At 42.6% G+C, this 15,193-nt stretch carries 12 protein-coding genes and 2 tRNA genes; 8 read left to right on the forward strand and 6 right to left on the reverse strand.

Annotation, left to right across the window (positions count from 1 at the left end; translation table 11 throughout):
* Positions 1-111: 111 nt before the first annotated feature.
* The 6 genes from PHW01_02205 to rny all read right to left on the reverse strand — a co-directional run bounded on the left by PHW01_02205 (position 112) and on the right by rny (position 4,396).
* Positions 112-182, reverse strand: a tRNA-Gly gene (locus tag PHW01_02205).
* A 105-nt stretch (positions 183-287) separates the two neighbouring features.
* Positions 288-1,013, reverse strand: coding sequence for a hypothetical protein (locus PHW01_02210; GenBank protein MDD5626804.1), 726 nt, complete (start codon positions 1,011-1,013; stop codon positions 288-290).
* A 138-nt stretch (positions 1,014-1,151) separates the two neighbouring features.
* Positions 1,152-1,224: transfer RNA gene (locus PHW01_02215), tRNA-Pro, on the reverse strand.
* 101 nt (positions 1,225-1,325) lie between these two features.
* A complete protein-coding gene (locus PHW01_02220; GenBank protein MDD5626805.1) occupies positions 1,326-1,607 on the reverse strand; it encodes an HU family DNA-binding protein in 282 nt (93 codons plus the stop codon).
* Between the two features lie 369 nt (positions 1,608-1,976).
* A complete protein-coding gene (locus PHW01_02225; protein MDD5626806.1) occupies positions 1,977-2,768 on the reverse strand; it encodes a TIGR00282 family metallophosphoesterase in 792 nt (263 codons plus the stop codon).
* Between the two features lie 107 nt (positions 2,769-2,875).
* Complete coding sequence (rny, locus tag PHW01_02230) at positions 2,876-4,396, reverse strand: ribonuclease Y (protein ID MDD5626807.1); 1,521 nt, start codon at positions 4,394-4,396, stop codon at positions 2,876-2,878.
* Positions 4,397-4,690: 294 nt separating this feature from the next.
* Here rny and rpmF point away from each other — a divergent pair, with 294 nt between their 5' ends.
* The 8 genes from rpmF (at position 4,691) to PHW01_02270 (ending at position 15,147) form a co-directional block, all read left to right on the forward strand.
* Positions 4,691-4,936: a 50S ribosomal protein L32 gene (gene rpmF / locus PHW01_02235; protein MDD5626808.1), complete on the forward strand. Its 246-nt coding sequence runs from the start codon at positions 4,691-4,693 to the stop codon at positions 4,934-4,936.
* On the forward strand, positions 4,929-5,369 hold the full coding sequence (gene nusB, locus PHW01_02240; protein MDD5626809.1) for a transcription antitermination factor NusB: 441 nt from the start codon (positions 4,929-4,931) through the stop codon (positions 5,367-5,369). The genes rpmF and nusB overlap by 8 nt, the downstream gene beginning before the upstream one ends.
* A 154-nt stretch (positions 5,370-5,523) precedes the next feature.
* The gene (gene rnc, locus PHW01_02245; GenBank protein ID MDD5626810.1) at positions 5,524-6,210 is read left to right on the forward strand and encodes a ribonuclease III; all 687 of its coding nucleotides are present in this window, start codon (positions 5,524-5,526) and stop codon (positions 6,208-6,210) included.
* 239 nt (positions 6,211-6,449) lie between these two features.
* Positions 6,450-7,430: a G5 domain-containing protein gene (locus PHW01_02250; GenBank protein MDD5626811.1), complete on the forward strand. Its 981-nt coding sequence runs from the start codon at positions 6,450-6,452 to the stop codon at positions 7,428-7,430.
* Between the two features lie 253 nt (positions 7,431-7,683).
* Positions 7,684-10,167, forward strand: a complete 2,484-nt coding sequence (locus tag PHW01_02255) for an AAA family ATPase (GenBank protein ID MDD5626812.1) — start codon at positions 7,684-7,686, stop codon at positions 10,165-10,167.
* 218 nt (positions 10,168-10,385) lie between these two features.
* Positions 10,386-10,895 carry a 30S ribosomal protein S16 gene (gene rpsP, locus PHW01_02260; protein ID MDD5626813.1) on the forward strand — a complete coding sequence of 170 codons (510 nt, stop codon included), beginning with the start codon at positions 10,386-10,388 and terminating at the stop codon, positions 10,893-10,895.
* A 147-nt stretch (positions 10,896-11,042) separates the two neighbouring features.
* Positions 11,043-11,366, forward strand: coding sequence for a DUF5663 domain-containing protein (locus tag PHW01_02265; GenBank protein ID MDD5626814.1), 324 nt, complete (start codon positions 11,043-11,045; stop codon positions 11,364-11,366).
* A 13-nt stretch (positions 11,367-11,379) separates the two neighbouring features.
* Positions 11,380-15,147, forward strand: coding sequence for a hypothetical protein (locus tag PHW01_02270; protein MDD5626815.1), 3,768 nt, complete (start codon positions 11,380-11,382; stop codon positions 15,145-15,147).
* The last annotated feature ends 46 nt before the right edge of the window (positions 15,148-15,193 follow it).

Raw genomic sequence — 15,193 nt, forward strand, 5'->3', positions numbered from 1 at the left:
TACAGTTTTTCGGATTGGAGCGGGTGAAGGGAGTCGTCCTGTCATACGACAGGACGCCCCGTCGAATGACGGGGCGAACCCATACCTAGCGGGTCCGCCGTACGAATTTTGAGCGGGATACCAGATTCGAACTGGCTTCTCCACCTTGGAAGGGTGGCATACTACCATTGTACTAATCCCGCACTTCGCAAGCCCTGGGCTTGCTCAGTGTAAACTCTTTTGCAAAAAATTGAAAATGAAAAATGCAAAACTACAGTTAAGAAATTGTATTTTTTCGTGCTGTCTTTTTAAGTTCTAAACATATTTTTAATAAATTCAACTTCGTCGCGTGAGAATTGAAGATTCTTTGGTCGGATATCTCCCTCAATAACAATCGGGCATTTTAAGGAAAATATGGGCTCTATAGAGGACAAAAAATTTTTAGTGACAATCCTAATGGACTGGTGGTCGCGCTTTCTGTAGGTGCCGCTAAAGTGAATTTGCGAGATTCTATTTTTGAAGGCATTAACCAGCTTGCCGGTTTCATCCTTGGACCAAAGATAAGCGTGGGCGACATCAAGGCAAAGATTAACTTTGGGATATTTTTTAAAAATTTTTCGGAAGTCAGCAATGGTGATATTTTTCTTTTTAGCTAAGTTTTCAGTGGACACTTTGAACGGAAACATATTTAAGATGCGGGGCGCGGGCAAATCTTGAGGATGGATAATCACGTTTTTGGCGTTAATTCTAGTATATAGTGCGGAAATAATTTTTAATTGCCTAATTACTTCCTGTTCATTATCCGCATCGCGGCTCAAATGAAAAGGGGCGTGAATAGTCACATAATTCAACTTTGTGAGCCACTTCTCGTTGGCGGCAGAGAACTTTGAGGCATACAACTCTTCTTTAGAGGAAAAAGTAATCTCAATACCATCAACTTTAAGATTCTTCATATATGACAATAAGCCATTGCGATCTTTAGAATCCTTCCAGCTCCAAAAATTGCCTGACGCGAAACTAATTATTCTGGACATAATTTTGAAAAAATGGTTTATCTAATCTTGCCGGAGCGGTGGGATTTGCCCTATCATTCGATGGGGCACCCTGTTGAATAACAGGGTGAACCCAAATACAATTATTCCTTTCTTCAATAATAATGAGAACATCTTTTGTCGGGGATGTGAGATTTGAACTCACGACCTCCTGCTCCCAAAGCAGGCGCGCTAGCCACTACGCTAATCCCCGAACACTGTTAATTTACCAAATTTTACCCCTTCCCGTCAAACTATAATAAAACCTCATCAGTAAAATACCAGGATGAGGTTTTATTATAGATAAGATAATCTCTACTGCTTCTTCACAGCATCCTTCAGGCTCTTACCCGCCTTGAATTTCGGAACGGTCACAGCCGGAATGGAAATTTTCTCTGTTGGTCTCTGGGGATTCACGCCCGTTCTCGCTTTGCGATGAGACACTTTGAAAGTGCCGAAACCGGTCATAGTAACTTCTCCGCCGTCCGCCAAAGTCTTCGTTACAATCTCCTCAAAAGCCTCCATCATTTCTTGCACTCGCGCTTTCGGAATTTCGGTTTTGGCCGCCATTTTTTCCACGAGTTCTTGTTTTTTCATTTTTTTTAATGCCCCAAAGTTTAACTTCGGGGTGGTTAATATTCTTCAATGAGCCTCTTATGGCTTATTATAGCATAAACTATACACAAGGCAAATATTCTGTCAAGCCTTAATAGGGAAGAAACGAAATATGGGGGGTAAAATCATACGATTTCAGAATCAAACAGAGTATTTTTTATTTTTTGTTTCTTATTCATATATTTATGAAACTTCCATAAATATTCCTCCCCTTTGGAAAGCGGGAGGCTTAGGAGGGGTTCTGAAAGTTTATCAAGTTTATCTCCCACCCCCTCCACCTCCCCCTCAGGCAGGGGGAGTGAGTTTCGAATTCAAGGTATATTCTTAAAATAAGAAATAATTAAAAGCATCTCACATCTTCACTACTCTTTGAATCCGCTCAATTCTGCCTGACCGTCCGGTTTTACTGTCAATTTCGCAAATAATCGCATTCACCGATACATCTCCCTCCGCGACCTCAAAACAAACAGGCATTTGAGTGAGGAAATTAGCAATTACTAAATCCTTATCCACACCGATCACGGAATCGCGCGCGCCCACCATGCCAATATCGGTAATGTAGGCTGTGCCCTTGGGAAGAATGCGCTCATCCGCCGTCTGAATGTGGGTATGCGTACCCGCGACAAGAGACACCCTACCGTCCAGATACCAACCCAAAGCCATTGCTTCGCTTGTCGCTTCCGCGTGAAAATCCACTAGAATGATTTTGATTTTTTTTTCTTTCAATTCCTCTAAAATTTCATCCGCGCAACGGAAGGGGCAATCAAAATCTTCATTAAAAAAAACACGTCCCACCAGATTCACGACGGCAATCTTTTTGGTTCCAATTTCCATTATCTTGAAACCTCGCCCCGGCGCGCCCGGGGGATAATTGGCGGGCCTTAAAAGATCACTGTCTTTTTCGATTAAAATCTCGTGAGCCTGCTTTTGACTAAAAACGTGGTTTCCGGAAGTAAAAATCTCTATCCCAGATTCGCGCAAAACACTTAAAGTTGCCCGCGTAACCCCTTTGCCGTGGGCTAAATTTTCACAATTAGCTAAAATTAAATCAGGCTCATAAGCCTTCTTTAGTTCAGGTAAAATTTTTTTGACTGCCAGGCGACCCGGACGACCGACAATATCGCCAAAAAAAAGAATGGTCATGAATAATAGTAATCAGTAATTAGTAATCGGTAATTGGTAATTAGTAATTGGTAACTTATAACTAATTAATCTAAATCACCATTTCCAATTATGAGCCGCGAGTTACCCTACCTTGCGTACTCCACCGACCTTGTCTCACGGATCACCGAGACCTTAATTTCTCCCGGATACTTTAACTCTTCTTCAATTTTAGCCGCAATCTCGTGAGACAATTTGACCGCTGCCAGGTCATCAATCTTCTCCGGCGTCACGAAGACACGGATTTCGCGTCCGGCTTGGATGGCATAGCTCTTCTCCACTCCTTCAAAACTATTCGCTACCGCCTCCAAGTCTTCCAAACGATTTAAATAGTCTTCATAAGTATCCTTCCGCGCGCCCACCCGCGCTCCTGAAATGGCGTCCGCGGTCGTGACGATTAAAGCCTCGGAAGAACTATGGGGCACATCTTCATGATGCGACTCCATAGCCTGAATAATCTTCTCATCAATACTAAACTTTTTTAAAATACTCTTACCAATTTCAATATGCGTGCCTTTAATTTCGTGATCCACTGCCTTGCCAATATCATGTAAAAGTCCGGCTTTCTTCGCGAGAGCTGAATCCATTCCCAATTCTTCCGCTAAAAGACGAGCAAGGTGCGAAACCTCTAGAGAATGCTGCAACACATTTTGACCATAGCTAGTCCTGTATTTTAAACGACCTAAAAGCTGAACTAATTGCGGGGGCAAACCCGCCACCCCCGCGTCATAACAGGCTGTTTCGCCCGCTTCCTTCATATCTTGGGCAATCTCTTTCTTGGCTTCCACGATTGTTTCCTCAATCCGAGCCGGGTGGATGCGACCATCAGCAATTAACTTTTCCAGAGTGCGCTTGGCGACCTGACGGCGAATCGGCGAAAAGCCGGAAATTACAATCGTTTCGGGCGTATCGTCAACAATAATCTCCACACCAATCAATTTCTCAATAGTATTAATATTGCGACCTTCGCGTCCAATAATCCGCCCTTTCATGTCGTCAGAGGGCAAGGAAAGAGTGGTAGATGTGGATTCTGCCGCGTGCGAAGAAGCGCACCTCTGAATCGCCAAAGACAAGATTTCTTTTGCCTTGCGACTGACCTCTTCCTGCTCTGTTTGTTCCAATTTTTTGATTCTTTGAAGCAATCGCTCTTTCATTCCTTCCTCTGTCATCTCCAAGAGCACATTTTTAGCTTCTTCCAGCGACAAATTCGCCACTTTCTCTAATGTAGCCAGCTGTTTTCGCTTGAGCTGAATGATTTCCCGTTTCGCCTCCCGAATTTGATTTCTTTCTTTTTCTAAATATCTTTGATTTTTATCTAAATTGCCCAGCCTTTGGTCTAAAAGCTCCTCCCTTTGCACAAGCCTCCGCTCCAAGACCAAAATACTCTGCCTGCGTTCTTTATCTTCGCGTTTGGTCTCTTCCGTGTATTTGAAGGCTTGATCTTTAGCGGCTAAAAGGATCTCCTTAGCCTTTGTTTTAGCTTCTTCTAGCGCCTTTTGAGAACGCGCTTCGCTGGAATCCTGACGTCTTTGCGCTAAAACTTTGCGCAAAAAGTAACCCCCCGCTAAGCCCAAAATAGCGGCGAGAGGGAAAATGATAATATTGAACATTGTTTTTAGACATTGATAATCGGGAAACAGCTTGAAATAAATTTGGTATTCACTTTTAAATTGATGCAAAGGGGATTAATTTCAACGCTATTTTCATTATCATATTATTATCTTAGATAAGTTTAAGTTTAACACGGATTTTGCCTCAAGGCAAATTTCGTTTTGCCTCAAGGCAAATTTTGACAAAGCGGAATAATTCAGGTAAGATAAAGGCATAAAAATCCTAAAATTTGAAACATGAAAGATGAAACATAATTAAAATGCTTCAAATTTCATGATTTATGTCACACGATTATGGCTTTACCCAAGAAAAAAATGAGCAGAGCGCGGAGACACAAACGCCGCGGCCAGCAAAAAATTAACCCCACCCTTCTCATTCTATGCGGTAAATGCCGCAAAATGATCCTACCCCATAGGGTTTGCCAATATTGCGGCACCTATAAAGGAAGGCTTATTATAGATTTAGAAGCAAAAGCCAAAAAGAAAAAAAAAGAAGCAAAAAGAAAAAAACAAAACTTAAGAATAGAACTTTATGGCTAATCGACATCTCCTGCGCACAATTGCGATGCAATGCCTTTATGAATGGGATTTTTCGGGTCAGAACCAGAAAAAAATCCAATTGATCATTCAACATAATACTAAAGAGTTCGCACCGGGCATCAGTGATTTTGATTTTGTCAAAAAGCTCGTGGCCGGGGTCATTAAAAATCAAGAAAAGATTGACGCGCTTATTGAAAAACACGCGCCCGAATGGCCCCTGAATCAAATTACCACTGTAGACCGGAATATCCTGCGCCTCGGCATTTTCGAGCTCAAATTTGACAACGATGTCCCGCCTAAGGTAGCAATTAATGAAGCGATTGAGCTCGGCAAGGCTTACGGCGGACCCTCTTCGGGCAAGTTTATTAACGGAGTTTTAGGCACAATCTACCGCAAAATGATTGAAAAAGGGGACGTGAAAGAGGAAAAATAGAATTTCTTCGTTGTTTTATCAAAATAATAAATCCAAAATCCAAACATCAAATTTCAAATCAAATCCAAAATCCTAATCCCAAAATTTTGAGTTTCGGATTTTGAGCTTTGAGCTTGATTTGGCATTTGGGCTTTGAAATTTGGATTTAAGCCCTATGAAAAAATTTTCTGCCCTGGAAAAAAATTTAGATGTGAAATTTAAAAATCAAGACTTATTGAAACAGGCTCTTGTCCATCGCTCCTATATTAACGAAAATCCCGGATTTCGCCTCCCCCACAATGAAAGATTGGAATTCTTGGGCGACGCGGTCTTGGAACTTATAGTAACGGAAAATCTTTTTAATCATTACAATAACCCTGAAGGAGAAATGACCAATTGGCGCTCCAGCCTGGTCAACAGCAAAATATTGGCCATTGTCTCCCGCGACCTCGGCGTGGAAGATTTTCTCTATTTGTCTAAAGGCGAGACGCGCGACACAGGCAAGGCGCGGGAATATATTTTAGGCAATGCCTTTGAAGCCATCACCGGCGCGATTTATTTAGATCAAGGCTATGCTGTCACGAGGAGATTTATAAAAAACAAGCTGCTGACGCATCTGCCTAAAATTCTGGCTGAAAAATTATACATTGATCCCAAGTCGCATTTTCAAGAACTTACGCAAGAAAAAGAAGGCGTTACTCCTGAATACAAAGTTTTAGAAGAGAGAGGTCCGGATCACGCGAAACACTTTGAGGTGGGGGTTTACGTGGGAAAAATGATGATGGGCAAGGGCAAAGGCACTTCTAAACAATTGGCGCAGGTGGAAGCGGCGAAAGACGCGCTGGAAAGATATAAAAAATAAAATGTCATAGGTTAAAATTTCTAATTTCTAATTTTTCTGGCTTCGCCAGATCTCGCATAGCGAGACAATTTTTATTAAATTTTTAATAAAATAATTTCTAAACTTTAAGAATGAATTGCCTAGCCGCCAGTTAGGCTAGCGGGAATAGCTTTTCCATTATAAATGGTAAATGAGTTACGAGAATTTGATCTTTATTTGTTTAAAAATTAAGTAAATAGAAATTTAATAAAAATTAGAAATTGAAAATTAAAAATTACTTAAAAACACTCCAAGATTTGTTTGAGAGTCTAAGAGTTAATCAAGCCGTTGGCAAAATAGCAATTTTAGGGGTATTATTTGCCGCTATTTTTTTGTCTTTTTCCGTCTCTCGCGCCCAAAACACCGCTCCCGAACGGACAATCACAATCATTGACAACGGCCTTTATTTCCAGGTTAAAACAGAGAAAAATTTAGTTTCGGAAATCCTGGTTGATTTGGACCTATCCTTAAATCCTGAAGATAGAATTTATCCCAGCCTAAACGAAGAAGCCCTCTGGCGCATTATCATTGAAAGGGCAACCCCAATCACAATCCTTGCTGATGGAAAGGCAAAATCTCTTGTTACCTTTGCTAAAACCGCGGGGGCGGCATTAGAAGAAGCCCAAATCACATTGAATCCTGATGATGAAGTGAATTATGCTGCGGACACGTCCCTTTTTTCCAATATGGAGATTGTAGTGACCAGAATCAAACTTGGCACTGTCACCAAAGATGTGTCCATACCATTCCAAACTGTGAATAAAAAAGACGACACGCTGCTCTGGGGAAAATTCAAAATCGCCCAGGAAGGAAAAACAGGGCTCAAAGAACAGGTATATAAAGTAATCTATAAAAACGGCGAAGAAGCAAAACGGATTTTGGAAAAAGAAACCATTTTGCAAAAACCTCAAGATAAGATTATCCTGGAGGGAACAAAAATAGTGCTAGGGGAGGCGAATTACGGCATCGCCAGCTTCTACCGCTATGGCGATAAATTGACTTGCGCGTCCACGCGTTTTCCCATGGGAACACCCTTGCGGGTCACGAACACGGCAAACGGACAAGCGGTAATTGTAACCGTGAATGATTATGGCCCTTTTGTGCTGGGACGGATTGTGGATTTAAACATACCGGCATTTGAAAAAATCGCGCCCCTCGGAACAGGATTGGCAAGAGTGAAGGTGGAGGAAATAATAGATTGAAATTATTCTAATTAACCTAATTGTTCTAATTATTCTAAAGAATGACCAAATCTTGAATTACCCAATGATTTACCTTGATGATTGTTTTTGTTAATTGGGATTTAGACATTGGGATTTATTTAGGTTAATTAGGTCAATTAGAACAATTAGAATAATTTTGGAGGTGAAGGGATAAAGTATATCACGGTGAATACCGTGGCTTGAATTCCCAAAATAATTTTCACATTTTGATTTGTTATTTTACATTTTTCACATGTTTCTTCATAAACTCATTATCAGCGGTTTCAAATCTTTCGCTCATCGCACCAGCCTTTCTTTTGACCGCGGAATTACTGCCATTGTCGGACCAAACGGGTCGGGGAAATCCAACATTGTGGACGCTATCCGCTGGGCTTTAGGAGAACAGTCTAAAAAATCATTGCGCGGGAAAAAGGGCGATGATATTATTTTCGCCGGCTCAAGGACTAAAACTCCTTTGGGATTAGCCCAAGTAGCTTTAACCTTGGAAAACACGACCCAAAAAATTCCCGTCAACTCTGGAAAAGAGGAGGGGGTAAACTTTTCCGAAATCACAATTAAGAGAAAATTCTACCGTAATGGCGAGGGAGAATATTTATTGAATAACAGCTCTGTGCGCCTAAAAGATATTGAAGAACTATTAGCGCAAAACAACATCAGCCAAAAAGGATATATTATCAGCCAAGGAATGATTGATCGCGTAGTGGTCTTGAGTCCCCAAGAAAAAAGAGAGCTTTTGGAGGAAGTTTCAGGGATTAAACCCTTGGAACTCAAAAGAATTGAGACCCAGAAAAAACTTGAGACAACGCGGGATAATCTTGTCCGCGTGCGCGCCCTTGTGGCGGAAATCGAGCCGCACTTGAAAAGGCTTGCCAAACAAGCGCGAGAGGCGAGGAATAAAGAAAAGATTACCCAAAAACTCCAGAAATTACAAAAAATCTGGTATACTAAAATCCGACAAAATCAAGAAAAGGCGCGCCAAAAAATAGGCAAAGAGAGGGCAGAAATAGAGGGAATAATCAAAAATCTTGAAACCCAAATCCAAAATTTACAAAAAATGGTGTCTATAATGGAGGTAAAACAAAAAAAAGACCAAGAAAACTGGCACCTCTGTTATCAAAATCAGGTAAAACTAGGGAGGCAAAAAAGCGCCCTAGCCGAAGAGCTTGCCACTCTCCGCGGCACTCTAGTTGCCGAAAAACTCCGCCCGCGCGAGCAGCAGCAGGAAATTAACCGCGCGCGTTTGGAGATCCAAAGGATTGACGCTGAAATTATCTCCTCCCAGAAACAAAACGCGCTACTCCAGAATAATCTAGAAAAAACCCAAAAAGAAATTGAAAAACTAGAAAAAGAGGGAAAAAAAATAGAAGCCGAAGGAGTGGCGCGGCCGAACCCAACCACATTGCAAACTGCCTTGGAAAATTTACAAAACAAACAAAATAGCTTTCTGGACAACTTTAAACACGGCACTGATATTGCCTCTCTGAAATCCCAAGCGCAAGAAATTTTAAGGCTCATTCAACGCTTAGCAAACTGGCTGAAAACCGCGGCAACGCTGCCCGAAGAACAAAGCGGAAAGCGGAAACTAGAAATGTTAATGGAAGACAAAGGCAGAAAAGAAGAGCAAGCTCATTCCCTCTTTTTAAAATCGCGCACGGAAGAAGAAAAAATTCTTTTTTTGAATTTCCAAAAAAAGAGCTGGGAGGGCAAAATCAATCTTGGACATAAACAGAAAGGGGGAGAATCCCCCGCGGACGCCCAAAATATTGCCAAACTCCAGCAAAAAATCACTCTACTTAGCAAAGAAATGCAAAAAAAAGAAGGAGAGGAGCGAATTTTGGAAGAAAAAATCGCCCAACTTCTCAAATTAGATACAGCGCGCAAAAACAAACTCTTCGCGCTGGAGCGCGAATCGCGCGAGAAACAAGACGCGATGGTGAAACTTGGTCAGGAAAAAGCCCGCGTGGAATTGGAAGAAGCGAAACTCAACCTGGAAAAACAGGAACTCACCCGCGAAATTGAAAAAGAATTAGGGGACAAATGGGGTCGTATTGATATTACATCTAAAAAAGAATCTCCGCCTAATCTGGATTATGAACTCCAGATTAATAAACTAAAGAAAAAAATGCTCTCGGCAGGCAGTATTGACCCTGAAATTATTACTGAATACGAACAAACACGCAGCCGGTATGATTTCTTAAACCAGCAAGCGGAGGACTTGGAAAAAGCCTCTTCAGGCTTAGATAAGCTTATTCATCGCCTAAGCCGCATCATTCAAAAGAGATTCAGCATTGCTTTTAAAACCATCAACCTTGCTTTCAAAAAATATTTCCGGATGATTTTTGGCCGCGGCGGAAAAGCAAGCCTGAAAGCGGATCCCGAAGGGGGAATTATAATTGAGGCTTGTCCGCCGGGGAAAAAATTAAAAAGCCTATCCGTCCTTTCGGGCGGAGAAAAGGCTTTGGCTGGCCTCTCTTTAATTTTCGGGATCATTGAACTCGCGAGACCCCCTTTCTGCATTTTAGATGAAGTGGACGCGGCGCTAGACGAAACAAATTCCCACCGCTTTGCCCGCATTTTAAAGATATTAGCCCGAGGAACTCAATTTATCTGCGTCACCCATAACCGCGCAACAATGAAAGCGGCAAAAATGCTGTATGGAGTGACGATGAATGAAGAGGGAGTGTCAAGATTGCTGTCTATGAAGCTGGAGAAATAGCAATAAAATTTCTAATTGCTTTAATTGTTCTAATTATTCTAAATAATGACCAAATCCCAATGACCAATACCCAAAAGATTATTTGGGATTTAGACATTGGGAATTGGGATTTAGTTAGGTCAATTAGGTTAATTAGAATAATTAGAATAATTCCACTTGCTTTTTATATTATCTTGGGCTAAAATAGCACCATATCCATTATTAACCATTAAATTCTTATGTTAAGAATTCGTCTAACCCGCCGGGGGAAAAGGAACCGTCCCTTTTTCAGGATTGTCGTTTCCGAAGCGCGAGCGCCAATCAAGGGGCGCTTTATTGAGGTGCTGGGGGGATTGGATCCCCTTGGAAAAAAAGTAAGCCTCAAGGAAGAAAGAATAAAATATTGGCTCTCCTGCGGCGCCAAACCTTCGGATACTGTGCATAATCTTTTAGTGGACCATAAAATTATTACCGGCGCGAAAATTAAAAAGTTCGCCCACAGGAAGAAAAAAGGCGAGGAAGCAAGGAAGGAAGAAGGAACACAGCAGAACGTAGAAAAAGAAGAAAAACCAGCCGAAGCTGAAAAAGAAAAGCAGGAAGATGCAGCAACGCAAAAAGAAACCGCCGATAAAGAGGAAAAAACCGAGCCCGCGCAAAAGGCGCCCAAAGAAGAGCCTAAACCCGAAGAAACGGAAGGCGCGACAAATTCCAAGGTTGAACCGCTGCCCACGATAGAAACAAAGCCCTAAATCCCGCGGAAGTGATACAGCTAAATAGAGACCAAGCCGTCTCTATTTTTGGTTTGTTATATTTTCAATTTTTAATTTATCCGCTATAATGATAAAGGAATCCTTCGGCAATTTAGAATTTAACTAAACTTAATAAAAACAAAAATTATGAACCCTCAAATTTTGGAAAAGGATATTATTGAGCTTTTAGGTCTGGAGAATTTACCCGAAGACAAAAAAGCCGCGCTTCTCGCGAAAATGGCGGAAACTGTCCTGAACCGCATTAGCCTGCGCATTCTGGATCAGCTCTCTGACGCCGACCAAAAAAAGTTCAGCACATTACTGAAACAAAAAACTTCTGACGAAAAAATAGACCAATTTCTGAAAAACAAAATTAAGAATCTGGACGAAATTCGGACGGCGGAAATTTTACGCTTCAAGCAGGAGTTAAACGAAGACGCAGAATATATCCAACAGAAATTAACCTCATAAAAAACAAAAATATATGGTAAAAAATACGGAAGGCGAGGGGGAAGAAGCGCCTTTAGAAAAAGATAAGGGGCGAAAAAAAAGAAGAGAGGTAAAAAATAAACACAAAAACAAATCAGAGCCCTTGGACCCTGACGAGGAAAAAGATATTCCAGAGGAAACGGAGAAAAAGAAAGGAATTACCCCCGATAAAGTGCGGGCGATTTTAGATAATTTAGGGCGAGAATTGCCTCCGGAAAAATTGGAAATCATGACAAAGGGAGGAAAGGAAATTACGGTGCGCTTTCATCCTGATCTCGCGGAAAATAATTTTCCGGGTTTAATTTCCAAATTAGAAACCGAGAAGGGCGTTAAAATCATTCCTAAATGGGATGATGGAGTGGACATGGAAAAGGGGTTTGTGATTGTGTCCGAAACAGTCCCTGAAAAGCCAGAAACGGCTTTAGAACCAGCGGAGCAAGAGCTCCCACCCCCTCCATCTCCCCCTCTGGCAGGGGGAGAGCCACTCCCACCCCCTCCAAATACAGAAAAAGAGCAAAAGACCCCAGACGGGAACACCCCCGAAAAAAGCGCTAGCGAACCAGAGGAAAAAGGCAATGGAGAGCCACTCCCACCCCCTCTTGCCTCCCCGCTCGAGGCAGGGGGAGAAGAATCTCTTTTAGAAGAGATCAAATCTAAACAAGAAGAAACCGAGCCTAAACAGAAAGAGGTAAAGATTGAGGAGGTTATTTTGGAAAAAACGGCGGCAAAGACCGAGACAGAAAAAAAAACAGAAAAAAAAGAAATCCCGCCGCGGGTTCAAGAAGTTTTAGACCGCTTAAACGCGGAGTTGGAAAAGCATAACGATGTAGAGGAAGTTAATGTTGTTTTTAATTATAAACTGGCAAATAGCCCCCTGGGTGCAGATATTAAAAAGCTCCGACCCCAAAGCTACAAAAAAATTCAAATAATCAACTATTGGAAAGAAAAAGGGGGCGTTTTTCCTCTTGGTTTTATAATTGAAGAAATAAAAAAGGGGAAATCCGAAGAAAAAGAAGCAACCCCCGAAAAAAAACCCGAGGAAAAGCCGCTCCCACCCCCTCTTGCCTCCCCGCTCGAGGCAGGGGGAGAAGAATCTCTTTTAAAAGAAATCAAATCTAAACAAGAAAAGACCAAGCCCCCACAAAAAACAGAAGAAAAGAATGTCCCTCCGAAAGAAGAAAAAAAAGAAACAGAAATTCCTCAAAATGTGGAAGTATTACTTTCACTCTTAGATTCAAAAATAGCCGAATTTCAAACAGCCCATCCAGAAGTAAAAGACATTGACATTCTTTTTAGCGAGGAACTTATAAAAAAACTGGGGGTAGAATATGGCGATGAAAAACAACAAGCAATCTGGCAAAAGATTGACTCCATCAAAGAAAAAGGATTCAATGTGCTAAATCGTATTTTTGAAGACAAGAAGATACCCGAAGAAGAGGCGGTAAGGATTGAGAAGGTTGTTTTGAAAAAAGCAGGGGCAGAGACCAAAACAAAAAGAAAAATAACCCCCACGGAAAAAGGCGAGATAAAGGAAGAGCCTTCCCGGGAAAAAACCACTCCCACCCCCTTTAACTCCCCCTCCCTCCTTCGTCCGCCAGAGGCGGACTTCGGCGGGCAAGCAGGCAGGGGGAGCGCCACAGAAAAACCGCGAGAACCAATATTCGCGGCGCGGAAAACAGAGGATAAAACGAAAGGACCCAGAGCAGATGAGGAGAAGCAGAAACCGGGCAAAGTGGCGCGAGAGGCAGAGACCCTAATGGAAATACAACCCTCTCCATCCCGCGTGTCAGAAGAACGGCTTACTGAAAAGCGCAAAGAATATTTAGAAGCCAAAAGACTGCGCGGCAAATTTATTGGCCGCGGCGAATTTAAAGGCAAAGAGGGAGAAGCGAAACTTGCTCAAATCGGTGAAGAATATAGCAAAATGCGCGCTGAATACATTCGCGGCAAAGCGTCAGAAGTATTGAAAGAACAGAAGCTGCCCGCGACGGAATTGAAAACAAAGGTCGTGGAAAAGCTTCTGGAAGAATACAACAAAGAGGACGGGGAACGGGAAAAATTGATTGTGGGCAGGGAAAAAGGCTTAGGGCAGAGGTTTAAAGAATGGTGGCGCCGCCATCCTAAAGCGCGAATGCTCGTTGGTTATGGCTTAACCGGCGCTTCGGTAGGGAGTATGCTTTCAGGGCAGCTCTGGCTGACTCCTTGGCTTATCGGCGCCCGAGCCGCTTTTGCAGGGACGGGCGCGGCTCTAGGCACCGAAGGGATGTTATCCCGCTATTCTAAAACCTTAGGCGAAAAAGGGCTTGTGAATGAGTTAGTTAAATTTAACAAAGAAGAAAAGGCTAAGCTCAAAAAAATCAAAGACAAAGGAGAACAGGAAAAAGCGCGCCAAAAAATGATTAACGATAACATTGCTAAAATCTCGCCCGAGAATTTAGCGCGCGAAATGGGGCGCGTCAAAGCCCTGCAAGAGAAAAAGGGGGTAAAACTAGAGAAGATAGGACCATACGGCGCAGTGCTTTCGGCTCTCCGGGCGCGGGAGCAAGAGCTTTTAAAGAAACGGATAACAGAAGCAATGGAAAAAGGAGAAAAGACTAAAGAAGATTTGCTTTTTGAAGCTATAAACTCCGGTTTGGAAAGAGAAGCAAGGGAAATGGACGAAAATGTAGAAAAGGCGGGAGAGGCGGAAAGAAAAAAGGCAATCAAAAGGTGGGTCTTCAGCAGTAGCGCCGGAGCAATCACAGCCGGACTCACCGCTTGGTGGGGATTTCACAGGCTTGGAGAAATTTCAGGCAAGGGAAAAATAGCAGGGAGCGCGGCTCACGCAAAAACGGCTCTGGGTCCGCCAGCGCCAGAGGGGTTGGCAAAAAATTTTGAGGTTGTTGCCGCCAAGGGCGACTCGGTCTGGAAAATGGCAAAGCGCGCTTTGGCGGAAAAATATGGCAGCCGCTTTACCAATCTTGACGAAGCGCGCCGCACTTATGTCATTGACGCCGTAAAAGATAAAATCGCGAAAAACCCCGCGCGTTTTGGTCTAATTGATATAGACAGGGTAAAAATTGGCCAAAAAATAGATTTTGGCGGATTAATAAATAATAAGAGTTTAATGGAAGAAACCTTTGGCAAAGCGGGACGTCTAACGGGAGAACAAGCAAAGAATATTTTAATCAATAATGAGACAGTGCAAGAATTTCACCATCTCCATCCGGAAATTCGGTTGGACAGCGAAAATATAGATTCAATTTTGGCAGGCAGAGGGAGAGAAATCCTGGGAACGGAACCCGCGGCGGCGCAGACAGATATCAGCGCGCCAGAAATTGCTCCCGAAGAAACCCCGAGCTTGGAAGAAAGCGCGATTCCTACTGAAACTGAAGCTGCAAAAACAGAAACGCCGCAGATAGAAGAGACGCAAAGTCCAAAGACGGAAACCCCTTCTCCGGAAGTTGCTCCAGAGCAAGATATATCCGAAGCAATGATTCAAGAAATTCCCGACTGGACTCCGGAAAAGATTGCCAAGACCACTCTGCCCTTGATTCAAAAAAATCCAAAACTGAATACGGTCAAGGGAATTTTAGAACATTATCTAGCTAATCTAAAAAACGGCGAGATTTTTTTACCCGAGCAAGAACAAGCCAATACTGCTATCAAAGAAATAACTAAAAGAACCGAGGGACTCGGAGAGAGCGTGGCGGAAAGATACGAAAAAATCCTGTTGGAAAACACCAAAGTTTTCATAGGCATTGCCACGATGGGGAGAGAATAGACCCCCCTCTTTTCTCTGTTGGCTCCATAGTCCCGAGCGGAAGCGA

It is taken from the genome of Patescibacteria group bacterium (assembly GCA_028717685.1).
Classification (GTDB): domain Bacteria; phylum Patescibacteriota; class JAQUNI01; order JAQUNI01; family JAQUNI01; genus JAQUNI01.

Excerpts from the sequence above, each read along its gene's own strand:
- PHW01_02210 (MDD5626804.1), bottom strand. The coding sequence starts at position 1,013 with ATGTCCAGAATAATTAGTTTCGCGTCAGGCAATTTTTGGAGCTGGAAG.
- PHW01_02220 (MDD5626805.1), bottom strand. The coding sequence starts at position 1,607 with ATGAAAAAACAAGAACTCGTGGAAAAAATGGCGGCCAAAACCGAAATT.
- PHW01_02225 (MDD5626806.1), bottom strand. The coding sequence starts at position 2,768 with ATGACCATTCTTTTTTTTGGCGATATTGTCGGTCGTCCGGGTCGCCTG.
- rny (MDD5626807.1), bottom strand. The coding sequence starts at position 4,396 with ATGTTCAATATTATCATTTTCCCTCTCGCCGCTATTTTGGGCTTAGCG.
- rpmF (MDD5626808.1), top strand. The coding sequence starts at position 4,691 with ATGGCTTTACCCAAGAAAAAAATGAGCAGAGCGCGGAGACACAAACGC.
- nusB (MDD5626809.1), top strand. The coding sequence starts at position 4,929 with ATGGCTAATCGACATCTCCTGCGCACAATTGCGATGCAATGCCTTTAT.
- rnc (MDD5626810.1), top strand. The coding sequence starts at position 5,524 with ATGAAAAAATTTTCTGCCCTGGAAAAAAATTTAGATGTGAAATTTAAA.
- PHW01_02255 (MDD5626812.1), top strand. The coding sequence starts at position 7,684 with ATGTTTCTTCATAAACTCATTATCAGCGGTTTCAAATCTTTCGCTCAT.
- rpsP (MDD5626813.1), top strand. The coding sequence starts at position 10,386 with ATGTTAAGAATTCGTCTAACCCGCCGGGGGAAAAGGAACCGTCCCTTT.
- PHW01_02265 (MDD5626814.1), top strand. The coding sequence starts at position 11,043 with ATGAACCCTCAAATTTTGGAAAAGGATATTATTGAGCTTTTAGGTCTG.
- PHW01_02270 (MDD5626815.1), top strand. The coding sequence starts at position 11,380 with ATGGTAAAAAATACGGAAGGCGAGGGGGAAGAAGCGCCTTTAGAAAAA.